22 protein-coding genes are annotated in these 22,360 nt (G+C 64.6%); 14 read left to right on the top strand and 8 right to left on the bottom strand.

From position 1 onward, the window contains the following. Window positions 1–198: 198 nt before the first annotated feature. Complete coding sequence (locus VSR82_RS29650) at window positions 199–975, bottom strand: enoyl-CoA hydratase (RefSeq protein ID WP_410850280.1); 777 nt, start codon at window positions 973–975, stop codon at window positions 199–201. Window positions 976–1,111: 136 nt separating this feature from the next. Between VSR82_RS29650 and paaN the strand changes: the two genes are divergently transcribed. From paaN to paaK, 4 genes are all read left to right on the top strand, one after another. Next, window positions 1,112–2,812, top strand: a complete 1,701-nt coding sequence (gene paaN / locus VSR82_RS29655; protein ID WP_429461829.1) for a phenylacetic acid degradation protein PaaN — start codon at window positions 1,112–1,114, stop codon at window positions 2,810–2,812. Window positions 2,813–2,980: 168 nt separating this feature from the next. Continuing rightward, a complete protein-coding gene (paaG, locus tag VSR82_RS29660) occupies window positions 2,981–3,772 on the top strand; it encodes a 2-(1,2-epoxy-1,2-dihydrophenyl)acetyl-CoA isomerase PaaG (RefSeq protein ID WP_498858297.1) in 792 nt (263 codons plus the stop codon). Window position 3,773: 1 nt separating this feature from the next. After that, window positions 3,774–4,235, top strand: coding sequence for a hydroxyphenylacetyl-CoA thioesterase PaaI (gene paaI / locus VSR82_RS29665; RefSeq protein WP_368584304.1), 462 nt, complete (start codon window positions 3,774–3,776; stop codon window positions 4,233–4,235). A 112-nt stretch (window positions 4,236–4,347) separates the two neighbouring features. Then, window positions 4,348–5,652, top strand: a complete 1,305-nt coding sequence (gene paaK / locus VSR82_RS29670; protein WP_410850278.1) for a phenylacetate--CoA ligase PaaK — start codon at window positions 4,348–4,350, stop codon at window positions 5,650–5,652. A 187-nt stretch (window positions 5,653–5,839) separates the two neighbouring features. Here paaK and mltA read toward each other — a convergent pair whose 3' ends face one another. Then, on the bottom strand, window positions 5,840–6,958 hold the full coding sequence (gene mltA, locus VSR82_RS29675) for a murein transglycosylase A (RefSeq protein ID WP_429461824.1): 1,119 nt from the start codon (window positions 6,956–6,958) through the stop codon (window positions 5,840–5,842). A gap of 28 nt (window positions 6,959–6,986) precedes the next feature. Between mltA and VSR82_RS29680 the strand changes: the two genes are divergently transcribed. Beyond that, the gene (locus VSR82_RS29680; RefSeq protein WP_429461822.1) at window positions 6,987–7,148 is read left to right on the top strand and encodes a hypothetical protein; all 162 of its coding nucleotides are present in this window, start codon (window positions 6,987–6,989) and stop codon (window positions 7,146–7,148) included. A 145-nt stretch (window positions 7,149–7,293) separates the two neighbouring features. On the opposite strand, the gene apaG is transcribed toward VSR82_RS29680, so the two are convergent. Next, a complete protein-coding gene (apaG, locus tag VSR82_RS29685; protein ID WP_176110233.1) occupies window positions 7,294–7,668 on the bottom strand; it encodes a Co2+/Mg2+ efflux facilitator ApaG/CorD in 375 nt (124 codons plus the stop codon). Window positions 7,669–7,995: 327 nt separating this feature from the next. Between apaG and rpe the strand changes: the two genes are divergently transcribed. The 8 genes from rpe (at window position 7,996) to VSR82_RS29725 (ending at window position 15,346) form a co-directional block, all read left to right on the top strand. Continuing rightward, a complete protein-coding gene (gene rpe, locus VSR82_RS29690) occupies window positions 7,996–8,679 on the top strand; it encodes a ribulose-phosphate 3-epimerase (RefSeq protein WP_368584308.1) in 684 nt (227 codons plus the stop codon). A 7-nt stretch (window positions 8,680–8,686) separates the two neighbouring features. Beyond that, on the top strand, window positions 8,687–9,403 hold the full coding sequence (locus VSR82_RS29695; protein ID WP_429461818.1) for a phosphoglycolate phosphatase: 717 nt from the start codon (window positions 8,687–8,689) through the stop codon (window positions 9,401–9,403). A 376-nt stretch (window positions 9,404–9,779) separates the two neighbouring features. Then, complete coding sequence (gene trpE / locus VSR82_RS29700) at window positions 9,780–11,273, top strand: anthranilate synthase component I (RefSeq protein WP_429461816.1); 1,494 nt, start codon at window positions 9,780–9,782, stop codon at window positions 11,271–11,273. 13 nt (window positions 11,274–11,286) lie between these two features. Further along, the gene (locus tag VSR82_RS29705) at window positions 11,287–11,904 is read left to right on the top strand and encodes an aminodeoxychorismate/anthranilate synthase component II (RefSeq protein ID WP_429461814.1); all 618 of its coding nucleotides are present in this window, start codon (window positions 11,287–11,289) and stop codon (window positions 11,902–11,904) included. Between the two features lie 19 nt (window positions 11,905–11,923). Beyond that, window positions 11,924–12,955, top strand: coding sequence for an anthranilate phosphoribosyltransferase (trpD, locus tag VSR82_RS29710; protein ID WP_368584311.1), 1,032 nt, complete (start codon window positions 11,924–11,926; stop codon window positions 12,953–12,955). An 18-nt stretch (window positions 12,956–12,973) separates the two neighbouring features. Then, on the top strand, window positions 12,974–13,759 hold the full coding sequence (gene trpC, locus VSR82_RS29715) for an indole-3-glycerol phosphate synthase TrpC (protein ID WP_368584312.1): 786 nt from the start codon (window positions 12,974–12,976) through the stop codon (window positions 13,757–13,759). Window positions 13,760–13,791: 32 nt separating this feature from the next. Beyond that, window positions 13,792–14,418, top strand: a complete 627-nt coding sequence (locus tag VSR82_RS29720) for a CYTH domain-containing protein (RefSeq protein WP_429461812.1) — start codon at window positions 13,792–13,794, stop codon at window positions 14,416–14,418. Window positions 14,419–14,515: 97 nt separating this feature from the next. Beyond that, window positions 14,516–15,346: a uracil-DNA glycosylase gene (locus tag VSR82_RS29725; protein ID WP_429461810.1), complete on the top strand. Its 831-nt coding sequence runs from the start codon at window positions 14,516–14,518 to the stop codon at window positions 15,344–15,346. Between the two features lie 126 nt (window positions 15,347–15,472). On the opposite strand, the gene VSR82_RS29730 is transcribed toward VSR82_RS29725, so the two are convergent. The 5 genes from VSR82_RS29730 to VSR82_RS29750 all read right to left on the bottom strand — a co-directional run bounded on the left by VSR82_RS29730 (window position 15,473) and on the right by VSR82_RS29750 (window position 20,774). After that, on the bottom strand, window positions 15,473–16,069 hold the full coding sequence (locus tag VSR82_RS29730; RefSeq protein WP_410850270.1) for an FMN-dependent NADH-azoreductase: 597 nt from the start codon (window positions 16,067–16,069) through the stop codon (window positions 15,473–15,475). Between the two features lie 195 nt (window positions 16,070–16,264). Beyond that, complete coding sequence (locus VSR82_RS29735; RefSeq protein WP_429461807.1) at window positions 16,265–18,055, bottom strand: M61 family metallopeptidase; 1,791 nt, start codon at window positions 18,053–18,055, stop codon at window positions 16,265–16,267. Between the two features lie 145 nt (window positions 18,056–18,200). Beyond that, complete coding sequence (locus VSR82_RS29740) at window positions 18,201–18,926, bottom strand: DsbC family protein (protein WP_368584317.1); 726 nt, start codon at window positions 18,924–18,926, stop codon at window positions 18,201–18,203. A gap of 226 nt (window positions 18,927–19,152) precedes the next feature. Then, a complete protein-coding gene (locus tag VSR82_RS29745) occupies window positions 19,153–20,325 on the bottom strand; it encodes a UbiH/UbiF family hydroxylase (protein ID WP_429461803.1) in 1,173 nt (390 codons plus the stop codon). An 86-nt stretch (window positions 20,326–20,411) separates the two neighbouring features. Beyond that, window positions 20,412–20,774, bottom strand: coding sequence for a hypothetical protein (locus VSR82_RS29750; RefSeq protein ID WP_410850266.1), 363 nt, complete (start codon window positions 20,772–20,774; stop codon window positions 20,412–20,414). Window positions 20,775–21,048: 274 nt separating this feature from the next. Between VSR82_RS29750 and ychF the strand changes: the two genes are divergently transcribed. Then, window positions 21,049–22,143, top strand: coding sequence for a redox-regulated ATPase YchF (gene ychF, locus VSR82_RS29755; RefSeq protein WP_368584320.1), 1,095 nt, complete (start codon window positions 21,049–21,051; stop codon window positions 22,141–22,143). Window positions 22,144–22,360: the final 217 nt, after the last annotated feature.

A 22,360-nucleotide genomic window follows, 5' to 3' on the forward strand; every position in this document is an offset into this window, starting at 1 on the left:
CTGCAGCAGAGAAACGAGATTATGGAGAACTTCCGCCGGATCGTCAACAGGTTTTTATCACCCGCTTAACCTGCCCACGCCGCTGAAGCCCTCGCCATAAAGGCTTCCCGCTTCCCCGCGCTCCGGTGTCCGGAGCACGAAAGAGCGGAATTCTAGTCGCCGCCATTGCGACTTGCAAGCGATATTTTGACAAGCGTATTAACGGTGCTTGAAAACCGGTTTGCGCTTCTCTACGAACGCGGCCATGCCCTCCTTTTGGTCTTCGGTAGCGAAGAGCGAATGGAACAGGCGGCGCTCGAAATGCACGCCCTCCGCGAGCGTCGTTTCATAGGCTCGATTGACCGACTCCTTGACCATCAGCACCGCTGGCAGCGGGAACTCCGCGATAGTGGCAGCCGCACCAACCGCTTCGTCAAGCAACGATGCCGCCGGGATCACGCGCGAAACCAGTCCGGCGCGCTCCGCTTCGGCGGCATCCATGAAACGGGCGGTCAAACAAAGGTCCATCGCCTTCGCTTTTGACACCGCCCGCGGCAAGCGTTGCGTGCCGCCCGCGCCCGGCATGATCCCGAGCTTGATTTCCGGCTGACCGAACTTCGCCGTGTCGGCGGCGAAAATGATGTCGCACATCATCGCGAGTTCGCAGCCGCCTCCGAGCGCGAAGCCCGCCACCGCGGCAATGATCGGCTTACGAATCGAGCGAACCGTTTCCCAGTTTCGCGTGATGTAGTCACCCTTGTAGACATCCATATAAGTGTAAGACGCCATCATGCCGATATCCGCGCCGGCCGCGAACGCTTTCTCGCCGCCCGTTACGACGATCGCGCCAATCGATTCGTCGCCGTCGAACTCGCGCAACGCGGCGCCCAGTTCGTCCATCAGCGCGTCGTTCAGTGCATTTAGAGCCTTTGGACGGTTGAGAGTAATCAGTCCGACCCGTCCCCGCGTCTCAACCAGAATGTTTTCGTAAGCCATGCCGCCTCCATAAGGGTTAATCGCACGCGAAAAACGCTTCGCGCATCGTTCGTAGTGATGCTACCATTCCCCAACCAACCGGTCGGTCAATTATTTGACAGTTTTTCCCCCAACGTACAGCCGAGCCCCCTTTGCCATGACACATCCGCTATTCACCAAGCACGAAGACACGCTGCACAAAGCGCTCGCCGCGCTCGAAACGCGCGGCTACTGGAGCCCGTTCGCCGAGATGCCCAGTCCGAAAGTGTACGGGGAAACAGCCAACGCGGACGGCGAAGCCGCGTTCAAGGCGCATCTAGACAAGACGTTCGACCTCGACCAACCGTCGACTGGAGAAACCGTCGGCGCGGAAGTCTCGCCGTTCGGCTTCCCGCTCGGCGTGCGTTACCCGAAAGCCGATCCGGGCGCGCTTATCGCCGCATCCACGGCGGCGCAACGCGAGTGGCGCGCGGCCGGCCCGCAGGCATGGATCGGCGTGAGCCTCGAAATCCTCGCGCGTCTGAATCGCGCCAGCTTCGAACTCGGCTACAGCGTGATGCACACGACCGGCCAGGCGTTCATGATGGCCTTCCAGGCAGGCGGCCCGCACGCGCAGGATCGCGCGCTCGAAGCGGTCGCGTATGCCTGGGATCAACTGCGTCGCATTCCTGCCGACGCGCATTGGGAAAAACCGCAAGGCAAAAACCCGCCGCTCGCGATGCACAAGCGCTACACCGTCGTGCCGCGCGGCATCGGTCTCGTGCTCGGCTGCTGCACATTCCCGACGTGGAACGGCTATCCCGGCCTGTTCGCCGATCTAGCCACCGGCAACACGGTAATCGTCAAGCCGCATCCGGGCGCAATCCTGCCGCTCGCGTTGACCGTGCGCATCGCGCGCGACGTGTTGCGCGAAGCGGGCTTTGATCCGAACGTCGTCACGCTGCTGGCCACCGACCCGAACGACGGCGCCCTCGTCCAGCAACTGGCACAGCGCCCCGAGATCAAGCTGATCGACTTCACGGGCAGCACCCAGAACGGCACCTGGCTCGAGCGCAACGCGCACCAGGCGCAGGTCTATACCGAGAAAGCCGGCGTCAACCAGATCGTCATCGACTCGGTCGACGACATCAAGGCGGCCGTCCGCAACATCGCGTTCTCGCTGGCTCTGTACTCGGGCCAGATGTGCACGGCGCCGCAAAACATCTATGTGCCGCGCGGCGGCATTCGCACCGCAGAAGGCACGCTCAGCTTCGACGATGTCGCCCAGGCGCTTGCCGGCGCGGTGCAAAAGCTCGTCGCCGACCCGGCCCGCGCTGTCGAACTGCTCGGCGCGATCCAGAACGAAGGCGTCGTGCAGCGCATCGATGAAGCCGCCAAACTTGGCCGCGTTCTCGTCGCGAGCCAGACTCTCGAACATCCGGCCTTTGCCGGCGCTCGCGTGCGCACGCCGCTCGTACTGCAACTCGACGCCGCGACCGATCACGCCCGGTTCACGAAAGAATGGTTCGGGCCGATCTCGTTCGTCATTGCGACGAACTCGACCGCGCAGTCGCTCGAGCTCGCTGGCGACATCGCCGCCGAGCATGGCGCGCTGACGCTGGCGGTCTACAGCACGGACGACGCGGTGCTCGAAACCGCGTACGAAGCGTCGATTCGCGGCGGTGTCGCGCTGTCGATCAACCTGACCGGCGGTGTGTTCGTCAACCAGTCCGCGGCTTTTTCCGACTTCCACGGCACCGGCGCCAACCCGGCCGCCAATGCCGCGCTGGCCGATGCCGCTTTCGTCGCGAACCGCTTCCGTGTCGTTCAAAGCCGCGTTCATGTTGAACCGAAAGCGGCGCCGGCGGTAGCTGGCTGAAAGGCGTAAGACACGGCTTCAACGCTACGCACGACTTCGTCCTATGCCGTTCGGCAGATGGACCGGGTCGTGCGCTCTGACTAACATCAAACATCCGGTCGGCATCACGCGCCGCCCCCAGCCGAGCCACCGCGCCCATCGGCCAAAGAGAGTTTGAGGAGACACCCCATGTCATATGAAGCGATCCGGCTGGACATCGACTCATCGAGCCACGTCGCCACCATCACGCTGAACCGCCCGGATAAGCTCAACAGCTTCACGCGCGCGATGCATCAGGAACTCCGCGCGGCGCTCGACCAGGTCGAAAAGTCCGGCGCCCGTGCGCTCGTGTTCACCGGCGCAGGCCGCGGCTTCTGCGCCGGCCAGGATCTCGCCGACCTCGATTTCACGCCCGGCGCCATGACCGACCTCGGCGCCGTGATCGATGAATACTTCAATCCGCTGATCCGCCGTCTGCAGGCGCTGCCGTTTCCGGTGATCGCGGCGGTCAACGGCACGGCTGCCGGTGCGGGCGCCAATCTGGCGTTCGCGTGCGACCTGGTGCTCGCGGCTCGCTCCGCGAGTTTCATCCAGGCGTTCGTGAAGATCGGCCTCGTGCCGGATTCGGGCGGCACGTGGTTTCTGCCGCAGCGCGTTGGCATGGCCCGCGCGCTCGGCCTCGCGGTCACCGGCGACAAGCTCAGCGCCGAAAAAGCCGAAAGCTGGGGCTTGATCTGGCAAGTGCTCGACGACGCTGAACTAGCGCCGGCAGCGGCAAAACTCGGTGCCCAGCTCGCCCAGCAACCGACGCGCGCGATCGCTGCGATCAAGCGGGCGATGCGTGCCGGCACGACGCAAACGCTCGACCAGCAACTCGATCTCGAGCGCGATCTGCAGCGCGAACTAGGCGCCTCGCACGATTACGCGGAAGGCGTGCAGGCATTTATCGAAAAACGCGCGCCGCGTTTCGAGGGACGTTGAGATGTCGACACAAACCACCCGCCCCGACCAGATGACGGCAGACGAACTCGCCCGCGCGACAGCCGCCGCAATGTACGAAAACGACGCCTGCAGTCGCGCGCTCGGGCTCGAGATTCTCGAAGTGCGCCCCGGCTATGCGCGGCTGCGCATGGCGGTGCGCGACGACTTCCTGAACGGCCATCAGATCTGCCACGGCGGCCTGATCTTCACACTCGCCGATTCGACCTTCGCGTTCGCCTGTAACACCTACAACATCAATACGGTCGCGGCCGGCTGCTCTATAGAGTATCTGCGGCCGGTCCACGGCGGCGACGTGCTGAGTGCCGAAGCGGTCGAACAGACATTGAGCGGGCGCACTGGAATCTACGATATTCGCGTCACGAATCGCGCCGGCGAGACCGTCGCAATGTTTCGCGGCAAGTCGGCGCAAATCAAGGGTAACCTGATTCCCACCGGCGACTAACAATTGACGGCGGCCAGCCAGAACCGCCCACGCGGACGATTGTCCGCGTGGCGCTCTGGCGCCAATGCGTCACATATCAGACTTAGATACTGAGGCAGCAAGGAGACATTCGATGAGCACCGCTCTTCCGCTCGATCCGATCGAGACCGCCAGCCGCGACGAGCTCGCCACGCTCCAACTTGAACGGCTCAAATGGTCGCTCACCCATGCGTATGAAAATTCGCCGGTGTATCGGCGCAAGTTCGACGAAGCCGGCGTCCATCCGGGCGATGTCAAGTCGCTCGCGGACCTCGCTCGGTTTCCGTTCACGACGAAAAAGGATTTGCGCGACAACTATCCGTTCGGGATGTTCGCCGTGCCGCAAGAGCAGATTTCGCGAATCCATGCGTCGTCCGGAACGACCGGCAAGCCGACTGTCGTCGGCTATACGGCGCGCGACATCGACACCTGGGCGAATCTCGTCGCCCGTTCGGTGCGCGCCGCCGGCGCGAAGCGCGGCGACAAGGTGCACGTGAGCTACGGCTACGGCCTCTTCACGGGCGGCCTCGGCGCGCATTACGGCGCCGAGCGCGCGGGGCTCACCGTGATTCCGTTCGGCGGTGGCCAGACCGAAAAGCAGGTCCAGCTGATCCAGGACTTCCGGCCCGACATCATCATGGTGACGCCGAGCTACATGCTGTCGATCGCCGACGAATTCGAACGCCAGGGTATCGACCCGGCCAGCTGCTCATTGCGCATCGGCATTTTCGGCGCTGAGCCGTGGACCAACGATATGCGCGAGGCGATCGAAAAACGGATGGGCATCGACGCGGTCGACATCTACGGTCTTTCCGAAGTGATGGGCCCGGGCGTCGCCTCGGAGTGCGTCGAAACCAAAGACGGCCCGACGATCTGGGAAGACCATTTCTACCCCGAGATCATCGACCCCGAAACGGGCGAGGTGCTGCCCGATGGCGAACTCGGCGAGCTCGTGTTCACGTCGCTGACGAAAGAAGCGCTGCCGATCATCCGCTACCGCACGCGCGATCTCACACGCCTGCTGCCGGGCACCGCCCGCACGATGCGGCGTATGGAAAAGATCACGGGCCGCTCGGACGACATGATGATCGTGCGCGGCGTCAATGTGTTCCCGACGCAGATCGAAGAACTGTTGCTCAAGCAGCGCGCGCTGGCGCCGCACTATCAGATCGTGCTGACGAAGGAGGGGCCGCTCGACGTGTTGACGCTGAACGTCGAACCGTGCCCCGAAAGCGCGCCGGATACCGCCGCGCTAACCGCCGCGAAAAACGCGCTGGCTTACGACATCAAGGCGCTGATTGGCGTGAGCGCCGTGGTGAACGTGCTGCCGGTGAACGGAATCGAGCGCTCGGTGGGCAAGGCACGGCGCGTGGTGGACAAGCGCAAGTCGGGCCTCTAACTCGGGCCACGCGCAACGCCGCGCAGCGTAAGAGCCCAACGAAAAACGGCGTCACGCACGGATCCTGATCCACACGTGACGCCGATCTCAACGACATCTATTGACGGCTTCGCAGCAGCCTCAAACCCGCCTCGCGAAAACTGCTGCGATTCAAGCGGCAGTCACGCTTCGTCTCCACCCCACCGCCTCACGAATTCGGCAGCAGCAACCACATCCGGCCGCCCTGCTTCATCTTGCCAGCCAGATCGCCGGCATCGTCGCCGAGGCCCCAGAAGTAGTCGGCGCGCACGCCACCTTTGATCGCGGTGCCAGTGTCCTGCGCGAACACGAGACGGTTCATCGGCGAATTCGTCAGCGGCCGCGTGGTCTGCAGGAACACCGGCGTGCCGAGCGGAATCGCGCTCGGATCGACCGCAATCGAGCGCTCCGGCGTCAACGGCACGCCGAGCGCGCCGATCGGACCGTCCGCGCCGCCGCTCGGCACACTTTCGGCCGACGGCATCTCGCGGAAAAACACGAAGCGCGGATTGGTGTCGAGCAGGCCATCGACGCGCGTCGGATTCGCGCGGGCCCATGCCTTGATGCCCTGCATCGTCGCCTGCGCCGGCGTGATCTCGCCATGATCGAGCAGCCAGCGGCCGATCGACTTGTACGGCTGATTGTTGGTCCCCCCAAAGCCGACTCGCATCACACTGCCGTCTTCCATCACGATGCGCCCGGAGCCTTGCACCTGCAGGAAGAACGCTTCGATCGGATCGTCGACCCACACGAGTTCGTTGCCGCTGAGCGCGCCCGAGCGTTCGAGCTGGGCGCGCGCCGGCAACGGCGCCCCCGCGCGGTAGGCGGCGGGCCAGCGGTATAGCGCGGTCTGATATACGCCGTGCCGCGTGCGCGAGCCCCTCAGCAGGGGCTCGTAGTAACCGGTGACCAGACCGTCGAGCGTGCCGTCGCTATTCGCGAGCTGGAACGGCGTGAAGTAGGCTTCGAAGAAGGCGCGCGCGCTGGTGACGTCGAGATCGTCGATTTGCACGGCCGCCGCGCAGGCACGCGACCAGTTCGGCTGACGCGCGAGCCTCGTGCAGTTTTGCCGCAACGCGGCGGTCACGCCGATCAGCGAGTCGTCCTGCCAGCCCGGCACCTGTTGCCATGCAACCGCGGTCAGGCGCGCCGACGCGATCTGGCCAGGGATGATCGCCGCGCCGCTCGGCGGTGAAGGCCGGATCGCGCCGCCGCCCCCGCAGGAGGCAAGCAACACTGCAACCGACAATGCTCCGAGCCACGCGCCGGCCCTGCGGATAAAACGCATACAATGTTCGTTCTTGATGGAAACCGCCATGTCTGATCTGTTCGACGAATACCCGATGCTCATCTTCGCGCTGGAATCGCTGGTCGCGCTATTCCTGCTCGTCTTTATCGTTGTGTGGACGTCGTCCGGCAAGAAAAAAGCGGGACGTGCGAGGTCGGCGGACCGGTCCCAACAGCAAAAGCCGCATTGACCCTGGCCAGCGGGCTGCACGCAACACCGCGCAACCCCTCGTGCATCAAGTGCTCGCCCGAGCGCTCATCCAACCTGCTACTCAACTGCCCGCTGCGTCGCGCGCCCACACGAACTCATTAAAGACCGCGCAGCGCCGCGCCGGTTCAATGCAACGTTCGCGGCATGCGCAATACGAACTCCGGCACAGGCGCCTCGAAGCGCTCGCCATCCTCCGCCACGCAGAAGTAATCGCCGCGCATCGTGCCGACCGGCGTCGCGATCACCGCCCAACTCGTGTATTCGAAATGCTCACCCGGTTTGAGCAGCGGCTGATGACCGACCACGCCCAGGCCTTTGACTTCCTGTACGGTGTTTTCGCTGTCGGTGATGATCCAATGACGCGCGATCAACTGTGCAGGCACCTGGCCGGTGTTACGGATGGTCAGCGTGTAGGCAAAGGCGTACTGGCGACGCTCCGGGTCCGATTCTTCGGGCAGGTATTGCACCTGCGCCGACACGCTGAATTCGTACTGGCTCATCCTGATTCCGATCTGATCAAACGGGCTGTGAAAAATCGTGGGAGGCCCCGAACGCCAATGGTCTGCAGGTGCAGCGGCGATGCGGCGCTCATGGAGTGGCATTCTGCTTGATGCGCGGCATGGCCGCAACCTGACGCGCCTTTCGGCCAGGAGTGTCTAAGACGTTGAGACACGGCCGCTTGCCGCGCTGCCTTTCGATGCCATTATTGCGCCGCCGCTTTGCAACGTTTCATCGAGCGATTCCGCCACGCCAGGCGCTGCGCGCACGCCGGTCCGCACGCGCAAAACCGGTAAAATGGCGCTTTCCCGCTTGCATTCGCCCCCGTCATGACGCAATTTCGCATCGCCCCCAGCATTCTCTCCGCCGATTTCGCCCGTCTGGGTGAAGAGGTCCGCAACGTCGTCGCCGCTGGCGCCGACTGGATCCACTTCGACGTGATGGACAACCACTACGTACCGAACCTGACCATCGGCCCGCTCGTTTGCGAAGCGATCCGCCCGCACGTCGATGTGCCGATCGACGTGCACCTGATGGTGCGCCCCGTCGACCGCATCGTGCCGGACTTCGCGAAAGCCGGCGCGAACCTGATCAGCTTTCACCCGGAAGCGTCGGATCACATCGACCGCACGCTGTCGCTGATCCGCGATCACGGCTGCAAGGCCGGCCTAGTGTTCAATCCGGCGACGTCGCTGAACTATCTCGATCATGTGATGGACAAGGTCGACCTCGTGCTGATCATGTCGGTGAATCCGGGCTTCGGCGGCCAGTCGTTCATCCCCGAGGCGCTCAACAAGCTGCGCGAAGCGCGCAAGCGCATCGACGCGTACAACGAGCGCACCGGCCGCGAGATCCATCTCGAAGTGGACGGCGGCGTGAAGGTCGACAACATCGCGGAAATCGCGGCGGCCGGCGCGGACACGTTCGTGGCCGGCTCGGCAATCTTCGGCCAGCCCGATCACAAGGTCGTGATCGACAAGATGCGCGCCGCCCTCGCCACCGTCCAGCGCTGATCCGACGATGACCGCTCCGTACCCCGCCCCGTCCTTCACCGGCCCGCGCCTCGAAGCCGCGATCATCGACCTCGACGGCACGATGATCGACACCGCCGACGACTTCACCGCCGGCCTGAACGGCATGCTCGCTCAGCTCGACGCGGAAGAAACGACGCGCGAGGAAGTGGTCGGCTACGTCGGCAAGGGTTCGGAGCATTTGATCCGCAGCGTGCTCGCGCCGCGCTTCGAAACCGAACACGCGCAAGAGCGCTTCGACGAAGCGCTCGCGATCTATCAAGCCGAGTACGCGAAGATCAATGGCGTGCACACGCGGCTTTATCCAGACGTCGAAGCCGGTCTGCGCGCGCTGCGCGACGCGGGCCTGAAGCTCGCCTGCGTGACCAACAAGCCGCACCGCTTCGCGCTCGAATTGCTGCAGCAATATGGACTCGCGCAGTATTTCAGCGTCGTGCTCGGCGGTGACAGTCTCGCTAAAAAGAAACCCGACCCGCTGCCGATGCTGACCGCCGCCGCGCAACTCGGCGTCGAGCCGAGCGCCACGGTCGCGATCGGCGACTCGGAAAACGACGCGCTGGCGGGCCGCGCGGCCGGCATGGCGACGTTGACCGTGCCCTACGGCTACAACCACGGCCAAGCTATACAAACAATAAAATCCGATGGTATAGTTGCCTCGCTGCTCGACGCCGCCAAGGCGATCGCAGCGCACCAATCCACGACTTAACAGTCCTTCATCCTCATGTTTCTGAATAAAAAACGGAGTCTGATTAGCATCGACCGGGGAGCCTGGCCCTGGCGTCGCTGGTCGCGCTAACCTCGCCTGAGGTACGCTGAAGCTTGTCTTCGGCAACCGTTTTTTACTTCGCTGCGCTCACGCGCTTTTTCCATCGTTCTGTATTTGCGCTGCTGCATCGGCTGATTGGGCCTGCGCGTACCCGCAAGGTACCGTTGCTCACCGGCACCGCTCGCACGCGCCGATGGAAGACCCGCGCCGGTCGGTATTATCGTGTCGAGAACGTCGACCCATGCTCTGACCGGAGGCGCTCAGCCCCGCTTTGCCCGACGCTTGCTGCCGCCGGACCACCGTACAGGATCGGAACATGACCGAACTCGAATTCCAGTCCCTCGCCAACGAGGGTTTCAACCGCATCCCGCTGATCGCCGAAGCGCTCGCCGACCTCGAAACGCCGCTGTCGCTGTACCTGAAGCTCGCGCAGACCGAGCGCAACGGCGCAAACTCTTTCCTGCTGGAGTCGGTAGTCGGCGGTGAGCGCTTCGGGCGTTATTCGTTCATCGGGCTGCCGGCGCGCACTCTTGTGCGCACGCGCAACGGCGTGTCGGAAGTGGTGCGCGACGGCAAGGTCGTCGAAACGCACGACGGCGATCCGCTCGCCTTCATCCAGCAGTTCCAGGCGCGCTTCAAGGTCGCGCAACGCCCGGGGCTGCCGCGCTTCACGGGCGGTCTCGCCGGCTACTTCGGCTATGACGCGGTGCGCTACATCGAGAAGAAGCTCGCGCACAGCGCGCCGAAGGACGATCTGAACCTGCCCGACATCCAGCTGCTGCTGACCGAGGAAGTCGCCGTCATCGACAACCTCGCGGGCAAGCTCTATCTGGTGGTCTACGCGGACCCGACCCAGGCCGAGGCGTATACGAAGGCGAAGCAGCGTCTGCGCGAACTGCGCCAGCGGTTGCGCGTCACCGTCGAGCCGCCTGTCGTGTCGGCCAGCGTGCGCACCGAGATCTACCGGGAGTTCGCGAAAGACGATTACCTGGCCGCCGTGCGCAAGGCCAAGGAATACATCGCCGCCGGCGAACTGATGCAGGTGCAGGTCGGCCAGCGCCTGACCAAGCCGTACCGCGACAATCCGCTGTCGCTGTATCGCGCGCTGCGCTCACTGAATCCGTCGCCGTACATGTACTACTACAACTTCGGCGACTTCCACGTGGTCGGCGCGTCGCCGGAAATTCTGGTGCGCCAGGAAAAGCGCGGCGAGGATCGTATCGTCACGATCCGCCCGCTCGCCGGCACGCGTCCGCGCGGCAACACGCCCGAGCGCGACGCCGCGCTCGCGACCGAGCTGCTGAACGACCCGAAGGAAATCGCCGAACACGTGATGCTGATCGACCTGGCGCGCAACGACGTCGGCCGCATCGCGCAGATCGGCTCGGTCGTCGTGACCGACAAGATGGTGATCGAAAAGTACTCGCACGTGCAGCACATCGTCAGCTCGGTCGAAGGCAAGCTCAAGAACGACATGACCAATTTCGACGTGCTGCGCGCCACCTTCCCGGCCGGCACGCTGTCGGGCGCGCCGAAGGTCCGCGCGATGGAGCTGATCGACGAGCTCGAACCCATCAAGCGCGGCCTCTACGGCGGGGCGGTCGGTTATCTGTCGTTCACCGGCGAGATGGATCTGGCCATCACGATCCGCACCGGCGTGATCGCGAACGGCAATCTGTATGTGCAGGCGGCCGCGGGCGTGGTCGCCGATTCGGTGCCGGAATCCGAATGGCAAGAGACCGAAAACAAGGCGCGCGCTGTGCTGCGCGCCGCCGAGCAGGTCCAGGACGGCCTCGATAGCGACTTCTGACCGGAGACACACCATGCTGCTCATGATCGACAACTACGACTCGTTCACCTACAACCTGGTGCAGTACTTCGGCGAACTCGGCGAAGACGTACGCACCTACCGCAACGACGAAATCACACTCGATGAAATCGCCAGGCTGAACCCTGAGCGCATCTGCCTGTCGCCGGGGCCGAGCAATCCGCAACACGCGGGCATCACGCTCGAGGTGCTGCGCGAATTCTCCGGCAAGACGCCGATTCTCGGCGTGTGCCTCGGCCATCAGGCGATCGGCGAAGCGTTCGGCGGCCGCGTCGTGCGCGCGCAAACCATCATGCACGGCAAGGTCAGCACGATCGAAACCGACTGCAAGGGCGTGTTCGCGGACCTGCCGAAGCACTTCACCGTGACGCGCTACCACTCGCTCGCGATCGAACGCGAATCGCTGCCCGACTGCCTCGAAGTATCGGCATGGACCGAAGACGGCGAAATCATGGGCGTGCGTCACAAGGAACTGGCCGTCGAGGGCGTGCAGTTCCACCCGGAATCGATCCTGTCCGAACACGGGCACGCGCTGCTCGAAAACTTCGTCAAGCAGTCGAAGCTGGCCGTCGGCGGCAGGGCTGCGCATCATCCGGCTTCCCGCAATGCCTGACCAGAAGAGAGACGAGATCATGTCCATTACGCCCCAGGAAGCCTTGCAGCGGACCATCGAGCACCGCGAGATTTTCCACGACGAAATGCTGCACCTGATGCGCCTGATCATGCGCGGCGAGCTGTCGCCGGTGATGTCGGCGGCGATCATCACCGGCCTGCGCGTCAAAAAAGAGACCATCGGCGAAATCACCGCGGCCGCCACGGTGATGCGTGAATTTGCCCGGCACGTCGACGTGCAGGACAACTCGAACTTCGTCGATATCGTCGGCACCGGCGGCGACGGTGCGCACACGTTCAACATTTCCACCGCGACGATGTTCGTATCGGCCGCGGCCGGCGCGAAGGTCGCGAAGCACGGCAATCGCGGCGTATCGAGCAAGTCGGGCAGCGCGGACGTACTCGAGGCGCTCGGCGTCAACATCGATCTGCAGCCGGAGCAGGTCGCGGCATCGATCGCTGAAACGGGCATGGGCTTCATGTTCGCGCCGAACCATCATCCGGCGATGAAAAACGTCGCGCCGGTACGCCGCGAGCTCGGCATCCGCACGATCTTCAACATCCTCGGGCCGCTCACCAATCCGGCCGGCGCGCCGAATCAGCTGATGGGCGTGTTCCACCCCGACCTCGTCGGCATTCAGGTACGCGTGATGCAGCGCCTCGGTGCGAGGCACGTGCTCGTCGTGTACGGGATGGACGGCATGGACGAAGTCTCGCTCGGCGGCGCCACGCTGGTCGGCGAGTTGCGCGACGGCGAGATCCGCGAGTACGAGATCCATCCGGAAGACTTCGGCATGCAGATGGTGTCGAACCGCACGCTGAAGGTGGCCGACGCGAACGAGTCGAAGGTCATGCTGCTCGATGCGCTCGACAACAAGCCCGGCGTCGCGCGCGAAATCGTCACGCTGAACGCCGGCACGGCGCTCTATTCGGCGAACGTCGCGGCCACGATCGCGGACGGCATCGTGCTCGCGCGCGAAGCGATCGCGAGCGGCAACGCGCGCGCGAAGGTCGACGAACTGGTGCGCTTCACCCAGCAATTCAAGCAGTAATCACGTAGCGAGACATTTATGAGCGACATTCTCGACCGCATCATCGCGGTCAAACGCGAAGAAATCCGGGCGGCCGAGCAGAGCGTACCGCTCGAAGAATTGCGGCTCGAAGCCTCCTCGCGCGATCTGCGCGACTTCGTCGGCGCAATTCGCGCGAAGCACGCGACGGGTCTAGCCGCGGTGATCTCCGAAGTGAAGAAGGCAAGCCCGTCGAAAGGCGTGCTGCGCGAGCACTTCGTGCCGGCCGACATCGCGCGTTCATACGAGAGGCACGGCGCGGCGTGTCTGTCCGTGCTGACCGACGTGCAGTTCTTCCAAGGCAGCGTCGCCTATCTGCAGCAAGCGCGCGCCGCGTGCCAGTTGCCGGTGATACGCAAGGACTTCATCGTCGATCCGTATCAGGTCGTCGAAGCACGCGCGATGGGCGCCGACGCGATCCTGCTGATCGCCGCCGCGCTCGAAACCGCCGAGATGCAGGACCTCGAAGCGCTCGCGCATTCGCTCGGTCTCGCGGTGCTCGTCGAAGTGCACGACAGCGCTGAACTCAAGGAAGCGCTGACGCTGAAGACGCCGCTGATCGGCATCAACAACCGCAATCTGCGCACCTTCGAGACTTCGCTCGACACGACGCTCGGCATGCTCGACGCGATTCCCGACGACCGCATCGTCGTGACCGAATCGGGCATCCTGTCGCGCGACGACGTCGAGCGCATGCGCGCGCGCAACGTGCATACGTTCCTCGTCGGCGAGGCGTTCATGCGCGCGGACGAGCCGGGCGTGGAGCTTGCGCGGATGTTTTTCTGAGCACGGCGCTCGCATAAGCAAGGACACGTACCATGAGCATGGAACGCGAAATCAAGCTGGCCCTGCCGGCATCGCAGGTGCAGGCGGCGACGCAGTGGTTCGCCGCGCGCGCCGGCAAGCAGGGACGCGCGATCAAGCTCGTGAACATTTACTTCGACACGCCGCAGCTGACGCTGGCGTCCTCGAAGAGCGCGCTGCGTCTGCGGCAGACGCCGGACGGCTGGCTGCAGACCTTCAAGACGGTCGGTACGGCGACGAACGGCTTGCATAGCCGGCACGAATGGGAAATGCCGGTCGCCGGCCCGAAGCTCGAAATCGATTCGTTGCTGAGCGCCTGCGACGAACCCGCCGCCGCAGACGCTCTGAAACAGGCCGCGCCTGCGCTGATCGAGCTGTTCCACACGAATTTCACCCGCACACTCTGGCTGCTCGACACCGACGGCGCTCAGATAGAGGCGGCGATCGACCAGGGCGACGTGCTCGCCGAAGTCGACGATCAAGCGCGCCGCGCGCCGATCTCGGAGATCGAGCTCGAACTGAAGTCGGGCGACGAAGCCGCGCTTCACACGCTGGCCGCCGAACTCGGCAAACGGATTGCCGGCCTCGCGCCGGATGACATCAGCAAGGCGCAGCGCGGCTATCGGTTGCGCGCGGGATAAGCCCGAAACGGGCGCAGGTTGCCGAAACCCGCGGCACCTCATGCGCTCGCTCGCCGCAACTTGAGCTAGCCAGCGTTTGCTGCGACACTTCCCCGCCATGACCTCCGCTACCCGTACCCGCTCCAGTTCGCCGCAGGCATCGTTGTTCGACGACGCCGCGCCAGCTCCCGCCGCAGCCTCGGCCGACACCGACACCGCCACCGCCGCCCCGCCCACGCTCGAAGCCCAATTCGCCGCGCTGCCGGCGGCCTGGCGCGCGCATTTGAAACCCTTCATCGACAGCGACACCTACGCGCCGCTGTGCCGCTTCGTCGACGGCGAGCGTGCCGCCGGCAAAACCATCTATCCGGCCGACGTGTTTCGCGCGCTGCGCCTGACGAGCCCCGACGAAGTGAAAGTCGTGATTCTCGGCCAGGACCCGTACCACGGCGAAGACCGCGGCACGCCGCAGGCGCACGGTCTCGCGTTTTCGGTCGCGCCGCACGTGCGGCCGCCGCCGTCGTTGCGCAACATCTTCAAGGAAATCGGCGCGAGTCTCGGTCACGCAACGCCGCAGCACGGGTGCCTCGACAGCTGGGCCAGACAGGGCGTGCTGCTGCTGAATACGGTGCTGACCGTCGAGCGCGACAGCGCCGCGAGCCACGCGAAACGCGGCTGGGAGAGATGCACGGACACGCTGATCCACGAACTGGCTACGCGGCATCAGAACCTCGTATTCATGCTGTGGGGCGCGCATGCGCAGGCCAAGCGCGCGCTGCTCGGCGGCAAGTCGCACTATGTGCTGGAGGCGCCGCATCCGTCGCCGTTGTCCGCGCATCGCGGCTTTCTGGGTTGCGGCCATTTCGCGAAGGCGAACGAATATCTGCAGCAGCACGGCCGCGAGCCGATCGACTGGCGTCTGCCGGACGACGCGCAAATGCTTGCGTGACGGCGTCGCCGTCGGAAGATGGCGATACCAAGCGAAAACGCCACGGAGGGTGAACCCATCCGTGGCGTTTTTTATTTCACCGCTTGAGCCGCATCGAAGCGGCGCAATGCGGCACGACGAACCCGCTTAAACCGCGGCGATCGCTTCGCGTGCCGAGCTCAGCGCGGCGGTCGCGGCGTCCGGGCCCATGTTCAGGCCTTCGGCGTAGATGAAGTTCACGTCGGTCATACCGAGGAAGCCGAGGAAGCTCTTCAGATACGGCGTCTGGCTATCGTTCGGCGTGCCCAGATACTTGCCGCCGCGCGCCGACACGACGTAGACCTTCTTGCCCGTCACGAGGCCTTCCGGACCGTTCGCGGTGTAGCGGAACGTGATGCCCGCACGCGCGATGAAGTCGAAGTACGTCTTCAGTTGCGACGAGATGCCGAAGTTGTACATCGGCGCGCCGATCACGATGACGTCGGCGGCTTGCAGTTCGGCGATCAGCGCTTCGCTGCGCGCGGCGATCTCAGCCTGTTCCGGCGTGCGCTGCTCGGCCGGCGTGAAGAAAGCGCCGAGCACGGCGTCGTCGAGGTGCGGCAGCGGTTCGGCTTGCAGGTTACGGACGACGACTTGCGCGCCCGGATTCGACTGTTGCAGCTTTTCGGTCAGTTCGTTGACGAGGAGCGTCGAGTTCGCGCCTTGCGAACGGGCTGCCGAGTTGATTTGCAGGATCGTGGTCATGGTTGACTCCAGTAGGGGGCGCGCAGTGTTGCGCGAGTGGAGTCATTGTGTTTTTTTACCGGCCGGCGAAAAAGCCGTCCGGCGGCGACGGATTGTTGCATGGGTGGAACAATCCCCCGCCCTCCTCCGCCGATTGATGACGGGACAGGCGACGGTCGGTGGACCGCCGTCGGGTGCGGCCCACCAGCACGCCGATCACTTCGTCAGCCAGCGCTCGAGGGCTTTGCGCGCGGCAGGTCGGTGATCGCTGACCGCGAGCTTGTAGCGCGCCACTTCGGGACCGTCGAGCTTCACCTGCGTGACCCGCAGCTCGTCGCGGCGGAACGCGTGCACCTCGACCTTCGCGCCCGGCTGGTAGCGCGCCAGCAGAGCATCGATATTGCCGCCGGTCACGCGCAGGCCGTCGAGCGCGATCAGCACGTCGCCAGCGGAAAGGCCCGCCTTCTGCGCGGCGCTGCCTTCGTGCACCGTCGCGAGCGCGCAGTCAGCGCCGCCGCGCAGCCGCACGCCGAGCGACGGCTTGCCGTTCTTGTCGACGTCCGGCGTGAGCGTCACCCCGAACGGCGCGAGCAACGCGTCGAGCGGGAGATCGCGCGTGCCGCGCACGCCCTCGGCGAACAGTTCGGCGAGTTGCGCGCCGGTTGCTTCCGCAAAAATCGTCTCGATCTCGCTTTCGTCGACGCCCACTGGCTTGCCGCGATAAAAATCACGGCCAAAGCGCGTCCACAGCAGACGCATCACGTCGTCGAGCGATTTCTGGTTGCCGGTCTGCGCGCGGATCGTCAGGTCGAACGCGAGCGCGATCAGCGAGCCCTTCGTGTAATAGCTGACGATCGCGTTCGGCGCGTTCTCGTCCTGACGGTAGTACTTGACCCATGCGTCGAACGAGCTTTCGGCGACGCTCTGCTTCAGGCGTCCGCTGCCGCGCTGCACACCGCCAATCACCTTGCCGAGCAGGCCGAAATAGTCGTCCTGCGAGATCACGCCGCTGCGTACGAGGATCAGGTCGTCGTAATACGACGTGAAGCCCTCGAACAGCCACAGTAGCGACGTGTAGTTTTCGACGCCGAGGTCGTACGGCGCAAATACGGCCGGCTTGATCCGCTTCACGTTCCATGTGTGGAAATACTCGTGGCTGCACAGACCGAGATAGGTCCGGTAGCCCTCGCTCATCGCATCGCGGCCCTGCACCGGCAGATCGGTGCGATTGCAGATCAGCGCGGTCGACGCGCGATGCTCGAGCCCGCCGTAACCGTCGGTGACAGCCTGCGTCATGAACACGTAGCGCTCGACCGGCGCCTTCTTCGACTTCGGTTCGAACAGCGCGATCTGCGCCTCGCAGATGCGCTTCAGGTCGCGGCACAACCGCTCCATGTCGAGCCCGATCACGCGGCCGGCAATCACGACATCGTGCGGCACGCCGTGCGCCTTGAACGTCGCGAGCGCGAACTCGCCCAGCGTCACCGGATGGTCGACCAGCTCGTCGTAGTTCTGCGCGCGGTACTCGCCGAAGCCGTAGCGCCTGGTGCCGCGCGCTTCCGGCAGCGCGGTCGCGACGCGCCAGTCGCGATACGCGGCGCCCTGCGGCTTCTGGATATCGACCACGCACTGCGCGTCTTCATGGCCGAGCGGCGACAGGAACACGCTCGTGCCGTTGAAAAAGCCGATGGTGTCGTCCAGATGCGCGGCGCGCACCGACATGTCCCATGCGTACACCTCGTAGCGCAGCGTCAAAGCACCCTTGACCGGCGCCGCCTGCCACGTGTGCTTGTCGATCTTCTCGACGCGCACCTTGCGGCCCGCGTCGTTGACCGCACGCAGCGTCACGATGTTGCGCGCGAACTCGCGCACCATGTAGCTGCCCGGAATCCACACCGGCAGCATGAAACGCTGGCCGGCCGGATCGGGATCGGCGACGGTCACGGTGACTTCGAACAGATGGGCGGCGGGGTTACTCGGAACGATGGTGTAGCGGATCGGCTTCATCGGCGGCGATTGGGAGTGTCGGGAGAGTGAGGCGAAGAAGTTCGGGGCTCGATGCGAAAGGAGGCGCTACATGCGCCTCCTTTCGTTTGAACGTTGCATCTGTTGCGCGCCCGAGGCGTGCATGGCGCTTCGTGCAGCGCGATGTTCAGTGCACCGCCGACAGTTCCTTGTCGAGCCGGTCGGCCGGGACGGCGCCCGGCAGGCGGCGGCCGTCGGCGAGGAACACCGTCGGTGTGCCCTCGACGTTCATCGAACGGCCGAGCGCGAGGTTCTTGTCGATCGCGGCGGTGTCGCAGCTGGCGGCGGCGGTCGGCGCCTGACGGTCCTGCATCCACGATTCCCACGCCTTCGCGCGATCGGCCGAGCACCAGATCGACTTCGACTTGGCCGTCGAATCCGGCGACAGCACCGGGTACAGGAAGGTGTAGACCGTCACGTTGTCGATCGACTGCAGTGTTTTTTCGAGCTGCTTGCAGTACGGGCAGTTCGGATCGGAGAACACCGCGATCTTGCGCGCGCCGTTGCCACGCACGACTTTCACCGCGTTGCCGAACGGCAGGCTAGCGAAGTCGATGCGGTTGGTTTCCGACAGGCGCGCCTCGGTCAGATTCTTGCGCGACTTCGAGTCCACCATGTCGCCGAGCATCAGGTAGTCGCCGCTCGCATCGCTGTAAATGATCTGGGTGCCGAGGTTCACTTCGTACAGGCCAGCGATCGGCGTCTTCGACACGCCCTTGATCGTCACGTCGGACAGACGGTTTTGCAGGGTGGCTTTGAGCTTGTCGGTGGTCTGGTCGGCCTGCGCCGAGCAGCCGAGCGTGACGGCAGCGATCGCGAGCGCGGCGGCGGCGATGCGGAAAGTCTTTTTCATGCTGGAGTCCTGGGGGTCATTCGCGCATCTGCGCGTTCGTTACGTTCCGGCCGCGCGCTTTGGCCGCCTATCGGTCCGATCAGGTCCGATCAGGCTCGATCAGGTTCGATCGGGGGCGGATAAGGGCCGGATAGGGGGCGGATCGCAGCGCGTCGATCCGGTCATGATACCTGTCCCGGGCGCCCGTGACCGGCCATCGGCTATCCGCACGACGCCTCGTTGCGGTTTACCCCAGCGCGGCCGACACGAGCCAGCGCTTGATGAATGGCTGCGCGCCGACGAACGCCATGCCAGTATTGCGCACGGCGCGCGCGAGCGGACCGGGCACCGAAAACAGTTTCTGCAGGCCGTCGGTGGCGATCATCAGCGCGCGGATGTCTTCGCGGCGCGCGCGTTCGTAGCGACGCAGCAGCACCATGTCGCCGAGATCGCGAAACGACTCCTTGCCGCCGATCGTGCTCGCGAGCGCGGCGACGTCGCGCAAGCCGAGGTTCATGCCCTGCCCCGCCAGCGGGTGGATCAGATGCGCGGCATCGCCGACCAGCGCGACACGCGGCGCGACCAGCCGGTCGACGGTTTGCAGCGCGAGCGGGAAGCCCTGCGCGGGCGTGACACACTCGAGCGCGCCGAACTGTTCACCGCTCACCTGCTCGACTTCGGCGGCGAGCCGTTCGGGATCGAGCGCGAGCAACTGCTCGGCGTGTTCGGTGCGGGCCGACCAGACCAGCGACACGTGGCCGTCGGGCATCGGCAGCAAGGCGATGATCTCGCCGTCGCGAAACCACTGGTACGCGGTTTCGCCGTGCGGCTTCGCTGCCTTGAAATTGGCGACCACGCCGATCTGCCGGTAGTCGCGGCGCACCATCTTAGAGCCGATCTGCGCGCGCACCCACGAGTGCGCGCCGTCCGCGCCGACTACCAGGTCCGCTTCGAGTACGTTGCCATTCGCAAGGCCGACGCTCGCGCTGTCGACGGAGAAATCGAGCGCCTGCGCGCGCGTGTCGATCCACGTGAGGTTCGGCTGGAAGCGCAGCGCGGCATCGAGCGCGCGCTCGATCACCGACGACTCGACGATCCACGCAAGCTGCGGCACCGATGCCTGAAACGCGGAGAAATGCAGTTCGGCATGCGCGTCGCCGTAGACGCGCATGTCGTAGACGGGACCGAGCCGTGAGTGATCGAGCGCCTGCCAGACCCGCAGCCGTTCGAGCAAGGCCTGCGAACTCGACGACAACGCATAGACGCGCGAGTCGAAGGCAGCGCCGGCGGGCAGCGCCGCGCAAGGCTGCGCGAGCAGTGCGACGCGCAGTCCGGCTTGCGTGAGCGCGAGCGCCGCGGTCTTGCCGACGAGCCCGCCGCCGATCACGGCGGCATCAAAGGTCTGATGGTGTGCGTTCATGCGCGCATTATAGCCGCGGGGGGTGCGGGGGACGGATCGACGGGCGCGGCATTCGGGCTCGGTGCGCGGGCCCCTGATGGGTCGTGCTAACGGGTCGAGGCGCTCGCCGCGAGCGCCGCGTTCGCCTCGCGCATGCGCATGAAATCGCGATCGGACGAGAGGTTGCGCCATGCGGCCGCCTCGAGTTCGGCCTTGCGATCGCGCTGATCGCTGCGCACCGCGCAGTCGGGGAACACGCGGTCGAACACGCTCCACAACGAGTCGTAGTCGTTCTTGTCAGCGAACCGCGCGATGTCAGCGCGATCTTCGTGCGACAGGTGGGTCGACAAACAGTCGATCGTCTGACGGTCCGTGGGGGCCTGGGCTTCGTCGAAATCCGGCGCGACCCATACCGCGACCAGGCCAACTACGATCGCTGCGGCGACGCCAATTCCGACCCATCTCATCATTCGCACGCTGGTCCCCCGGAAATGGAGCTCAACCGGCTTTGAACTGACGATTCTACAGTGGCTATGCGCAAATGCGCCGCCCGGTACGCGCGGGCGAACGGGTTACAATTGCGTTTTCCGTGAAAACTCGCACCCAATCGTCGAGCCAACGCCCCGATTCGGTGACTTGTCCGCTCCGCTGAGCCTGCCGCGCCCCACCCTACGCGAAGGCTTTCCGAATCCGCGCGCAGCGTCGAGCCCGTCACGCAACTTACTGATTCACTGAAGGATTTCCATGAGCCTCCAATGCGGCATCGTCGGCCTGCCTAACGTCGGCAAGTCCACCCTGTTTAACGCACTCACGAAGGCGGGCATCTCCGCCGAGAACTATCCGTTCTGCACGATCGAGCCGAACGTCGGCATCGTAGAAGTGCCGGACACCCGTCTGAAGGCGCTTGCCGAAATCGTCAAGCCGGAGCGCATCCTGCCGGCGGTAGTCGAGTTCGTCGATATCGCGGGTCTGGTGGCCGGCGCGAGCAAGGGCGAAGGCCTCGGCAACCAGTTCCTCGCGAACATCCGCGAAACCGATGCGATCACGCACGTCGTGCGCTGCTTCGAAGACGACAACGTGATTCACGTCGCGAACAAGGTCGATCCGCTGTCGGACATCGAGGTGATCAACACCGAACTCGCGCTTGCCGACCTCGGCACCGTCGAAAAGGCGCTCGCGCGCTATTCCAAGGCGGCCAAGTCTGGCAACGACAAGGAAGCCGTGAAGAACGTGGCGGTGCTGGAAAAGGTCCGCGCGCAACTCAACGAAGCGAAGCCAGTCCGCGCGCTCGATCTGAGCGATGAAGAAAAGGCCACGCTCAAGCCTTTCTGCCTGATCACCGCGAAGCCGACAATGTACGTCGCCAACGTGAAGGAAAACGGCTTCGAGAACAATCCGCACCTCGACGCGGTCACGAAGTTCGCGGCCGCGGAAGGCTCGCCGGTCGTGGCCGTGTGCGCGGCGGTCGAAGCGGACATCGCCGACCTCGACGAAGCCGACATGGAAGTCTTCCTCGCCGACATGGGCATGGAAGAGCCGGGCCTGAACCGCGTGATCCGCGCGGGCTACAAGCTGCTCGGCCTGCACACCTACTTCACGGCTGGCGTGAAGGAAGTGCGCGCGTGGACGATCCACATCGGCGATACGGCGCCGAAGGCGGCCGGCGCGATCCACACCGACTTCGAGCGCGGCTTCATCCGCGCGCAGACGATCAGCTTCGCCGACTACATCACCTACAAGGGTGAACAAGGCGCGAAGGAAGCCGGCAAGATGCGCGCGGAAGGCAAGGAGTACGTCGTGCACGATGGCGACGTGATGAACTTCCTGTTCAACGTGTAAGCGCGAAGCGGCGCACACTGCGCTGCGCGAGTAAGGCCCGCGAACCCTCAGGGGTTGCGGGCTTTTTTGTTTGCGCGCTACGACTTGCGCAACGCGTCAAATTTCAACCATGGTAATGGTCGCGCAACACACTATCCGGCACCTCGCCATGCTCTGCATGGCCCGCGATCCTCCCGAACCACCGCCCATTTATTTCCTTTCCGTGACAGCCAATGCT

The organism is Burkholderia sp. JPY481 (assembly GCF_038900515.1).
GTDB classification, from domain to species: domain Bacteria; phylum Pseudomonadota; class Gammaproteobacteria; order Burkholderiales; family Burkholderiaceae; genus Paraburkholderia; species Paraburkholderia youngii.

Coding starts and splice junctions, on each gene's coding strand:
- VSR82_RS29750 (WP_410850266.1), bottom strand. CDS start 20,774: ATGATGAGATGGGTCGGAATTGGCGTCGCCGCAGCGATCGTAGTTGGC.
- trpC (WP_368584312.1), top strand. CDS start 12,974: ATGAGCGACATTCTCGACCGCATCATCGCGGTCAAACGCGAAGAAATC.
- apaG (WP_176110233.1), bottom strand. CDS start 7,668: ATGAGCCAGTACGAATTCAGCGTGTCGGCGCAGGTGCAATACCTGCCC.
- VSR82_RS29720 (WP_429461812.1), top strand. CDS start 13,792: ATGAGCATGGAACGCGAAATCAAGCTGGCCCTGCCGGCATCGCAGGTG.
- ychF (WP_368584320.1), top strand. CDS start 21,049: ATGAGCCTCCAATGCGGCATCGTCGGCCTGCCTAACGTCGGCAAGTCC.
- trpE (WP_429461816.1), top strand. CDS start 9,780: ATGACCGAACTCGAATTCCAGTCCCTCGCCAACGAGGGTTTCAACCGC.
- mltA (WP_429461824.1), bottom strand. CDS start 6,958: ATGCGTTTTATCCGCAGGGCCGGCGCGTGGCTCGGAGCATTGTCGGTT.
- VSR82_RS29730 (WP_410850270.1), bottom strand. CDS start 16,069: ATGACCACGATCCTGCAAATCAACTCGGCAGCCCGTTCGCAAGGCGCG.
- VSR82_RS29650 (WP_410850280.1), bottom strand. CDS start 975: ATGGCTTACGAAAACATTCTGGTTGAGACGCGGGGACGGGTCGGACTG.
- paaN (WP_429461829.1), top strand. CDS start 1,112: ATGACACATCCGCTATTCACCAAGCACGAAGACACGCTGCACAAAGCG.
- paaI (WP_368584304.1), top strand. CDS start 3,774: ATGTCGACACAAACCACCCGCCCCGACCAGATGACGGCAGACGAACTC.
- VSR82_RS29695 (WP_429461818.1), top strand. CDS start 8,687: ATGACCGCTCCGTACCCCGCCCCGTCCTTCACCGGCCCGCGCCTCGAA.
- rpe (WP_368584308.1), top strand. CDS start 7,996: ATGACGCAATTTCGCATCGCCCCCAGCATTCTCTCCGCCGATTTCGCC.
- VSR82_RS29740 (WP_368584317.1), bottom strand. CDS start 18,926: ATGAAAAAGACTTTCCGCATCGCCGCCGCCGCGCTCGCGATCGCTGCC.
- VSR82_RS29745 (WP_429461803.1), bottom strand. CDS start 20,325: ATGAACGCACACCATCAGACCTTTGATGCCGCCGTGATCGGCGGCGGG.
- VSR82_RS29680 (WP_429461822.1), top strand. CDS start 6,987: ATGTCTGATCTGTTCGACGAATACCCGATGCTCATCTTCGCGCTGGAA.
- VSR82_RS29735 (WP_429461807.1), bottom strand. CDS start 18,055: ATGAAGCCGATCCGCTACACCATCGTTCCGAGTAACCCCGCCGCCCAT.
- paaG (WP_498858297.1), top strand. CDS start 2,981: ATGTCATATGAAGCGATCCGGCTGGACATCGACTCATCGAGCCACGTC.
- trpD (WP_368584311.1), top strand. CDS start 11,924: ATGTCCATTACGCCCCAGGAAGCCTTGCAGCGGACCATCGAGCACCGC.
- VSR82_RS29725 (WP_429461810.1), top strand. CDS start 14,516: ATGACCTCCGCTACCCGTACCCGCTCCAGTTCGCCGCAGGCATCGTTG.
- paaK (WP_410850278.1), top strand. CDS start 4,348: ATGAGCACCGCTCTTCCGCTCGATCCGATCGAGACCGCCAGCCGCGAC.
- VSR82_RS29705 (WP_429461814.1), top strand. CDS start 11,287: ATGCTGCTCATGATCGACAACTACGACTCGTTCACCTACAACCTGGTG.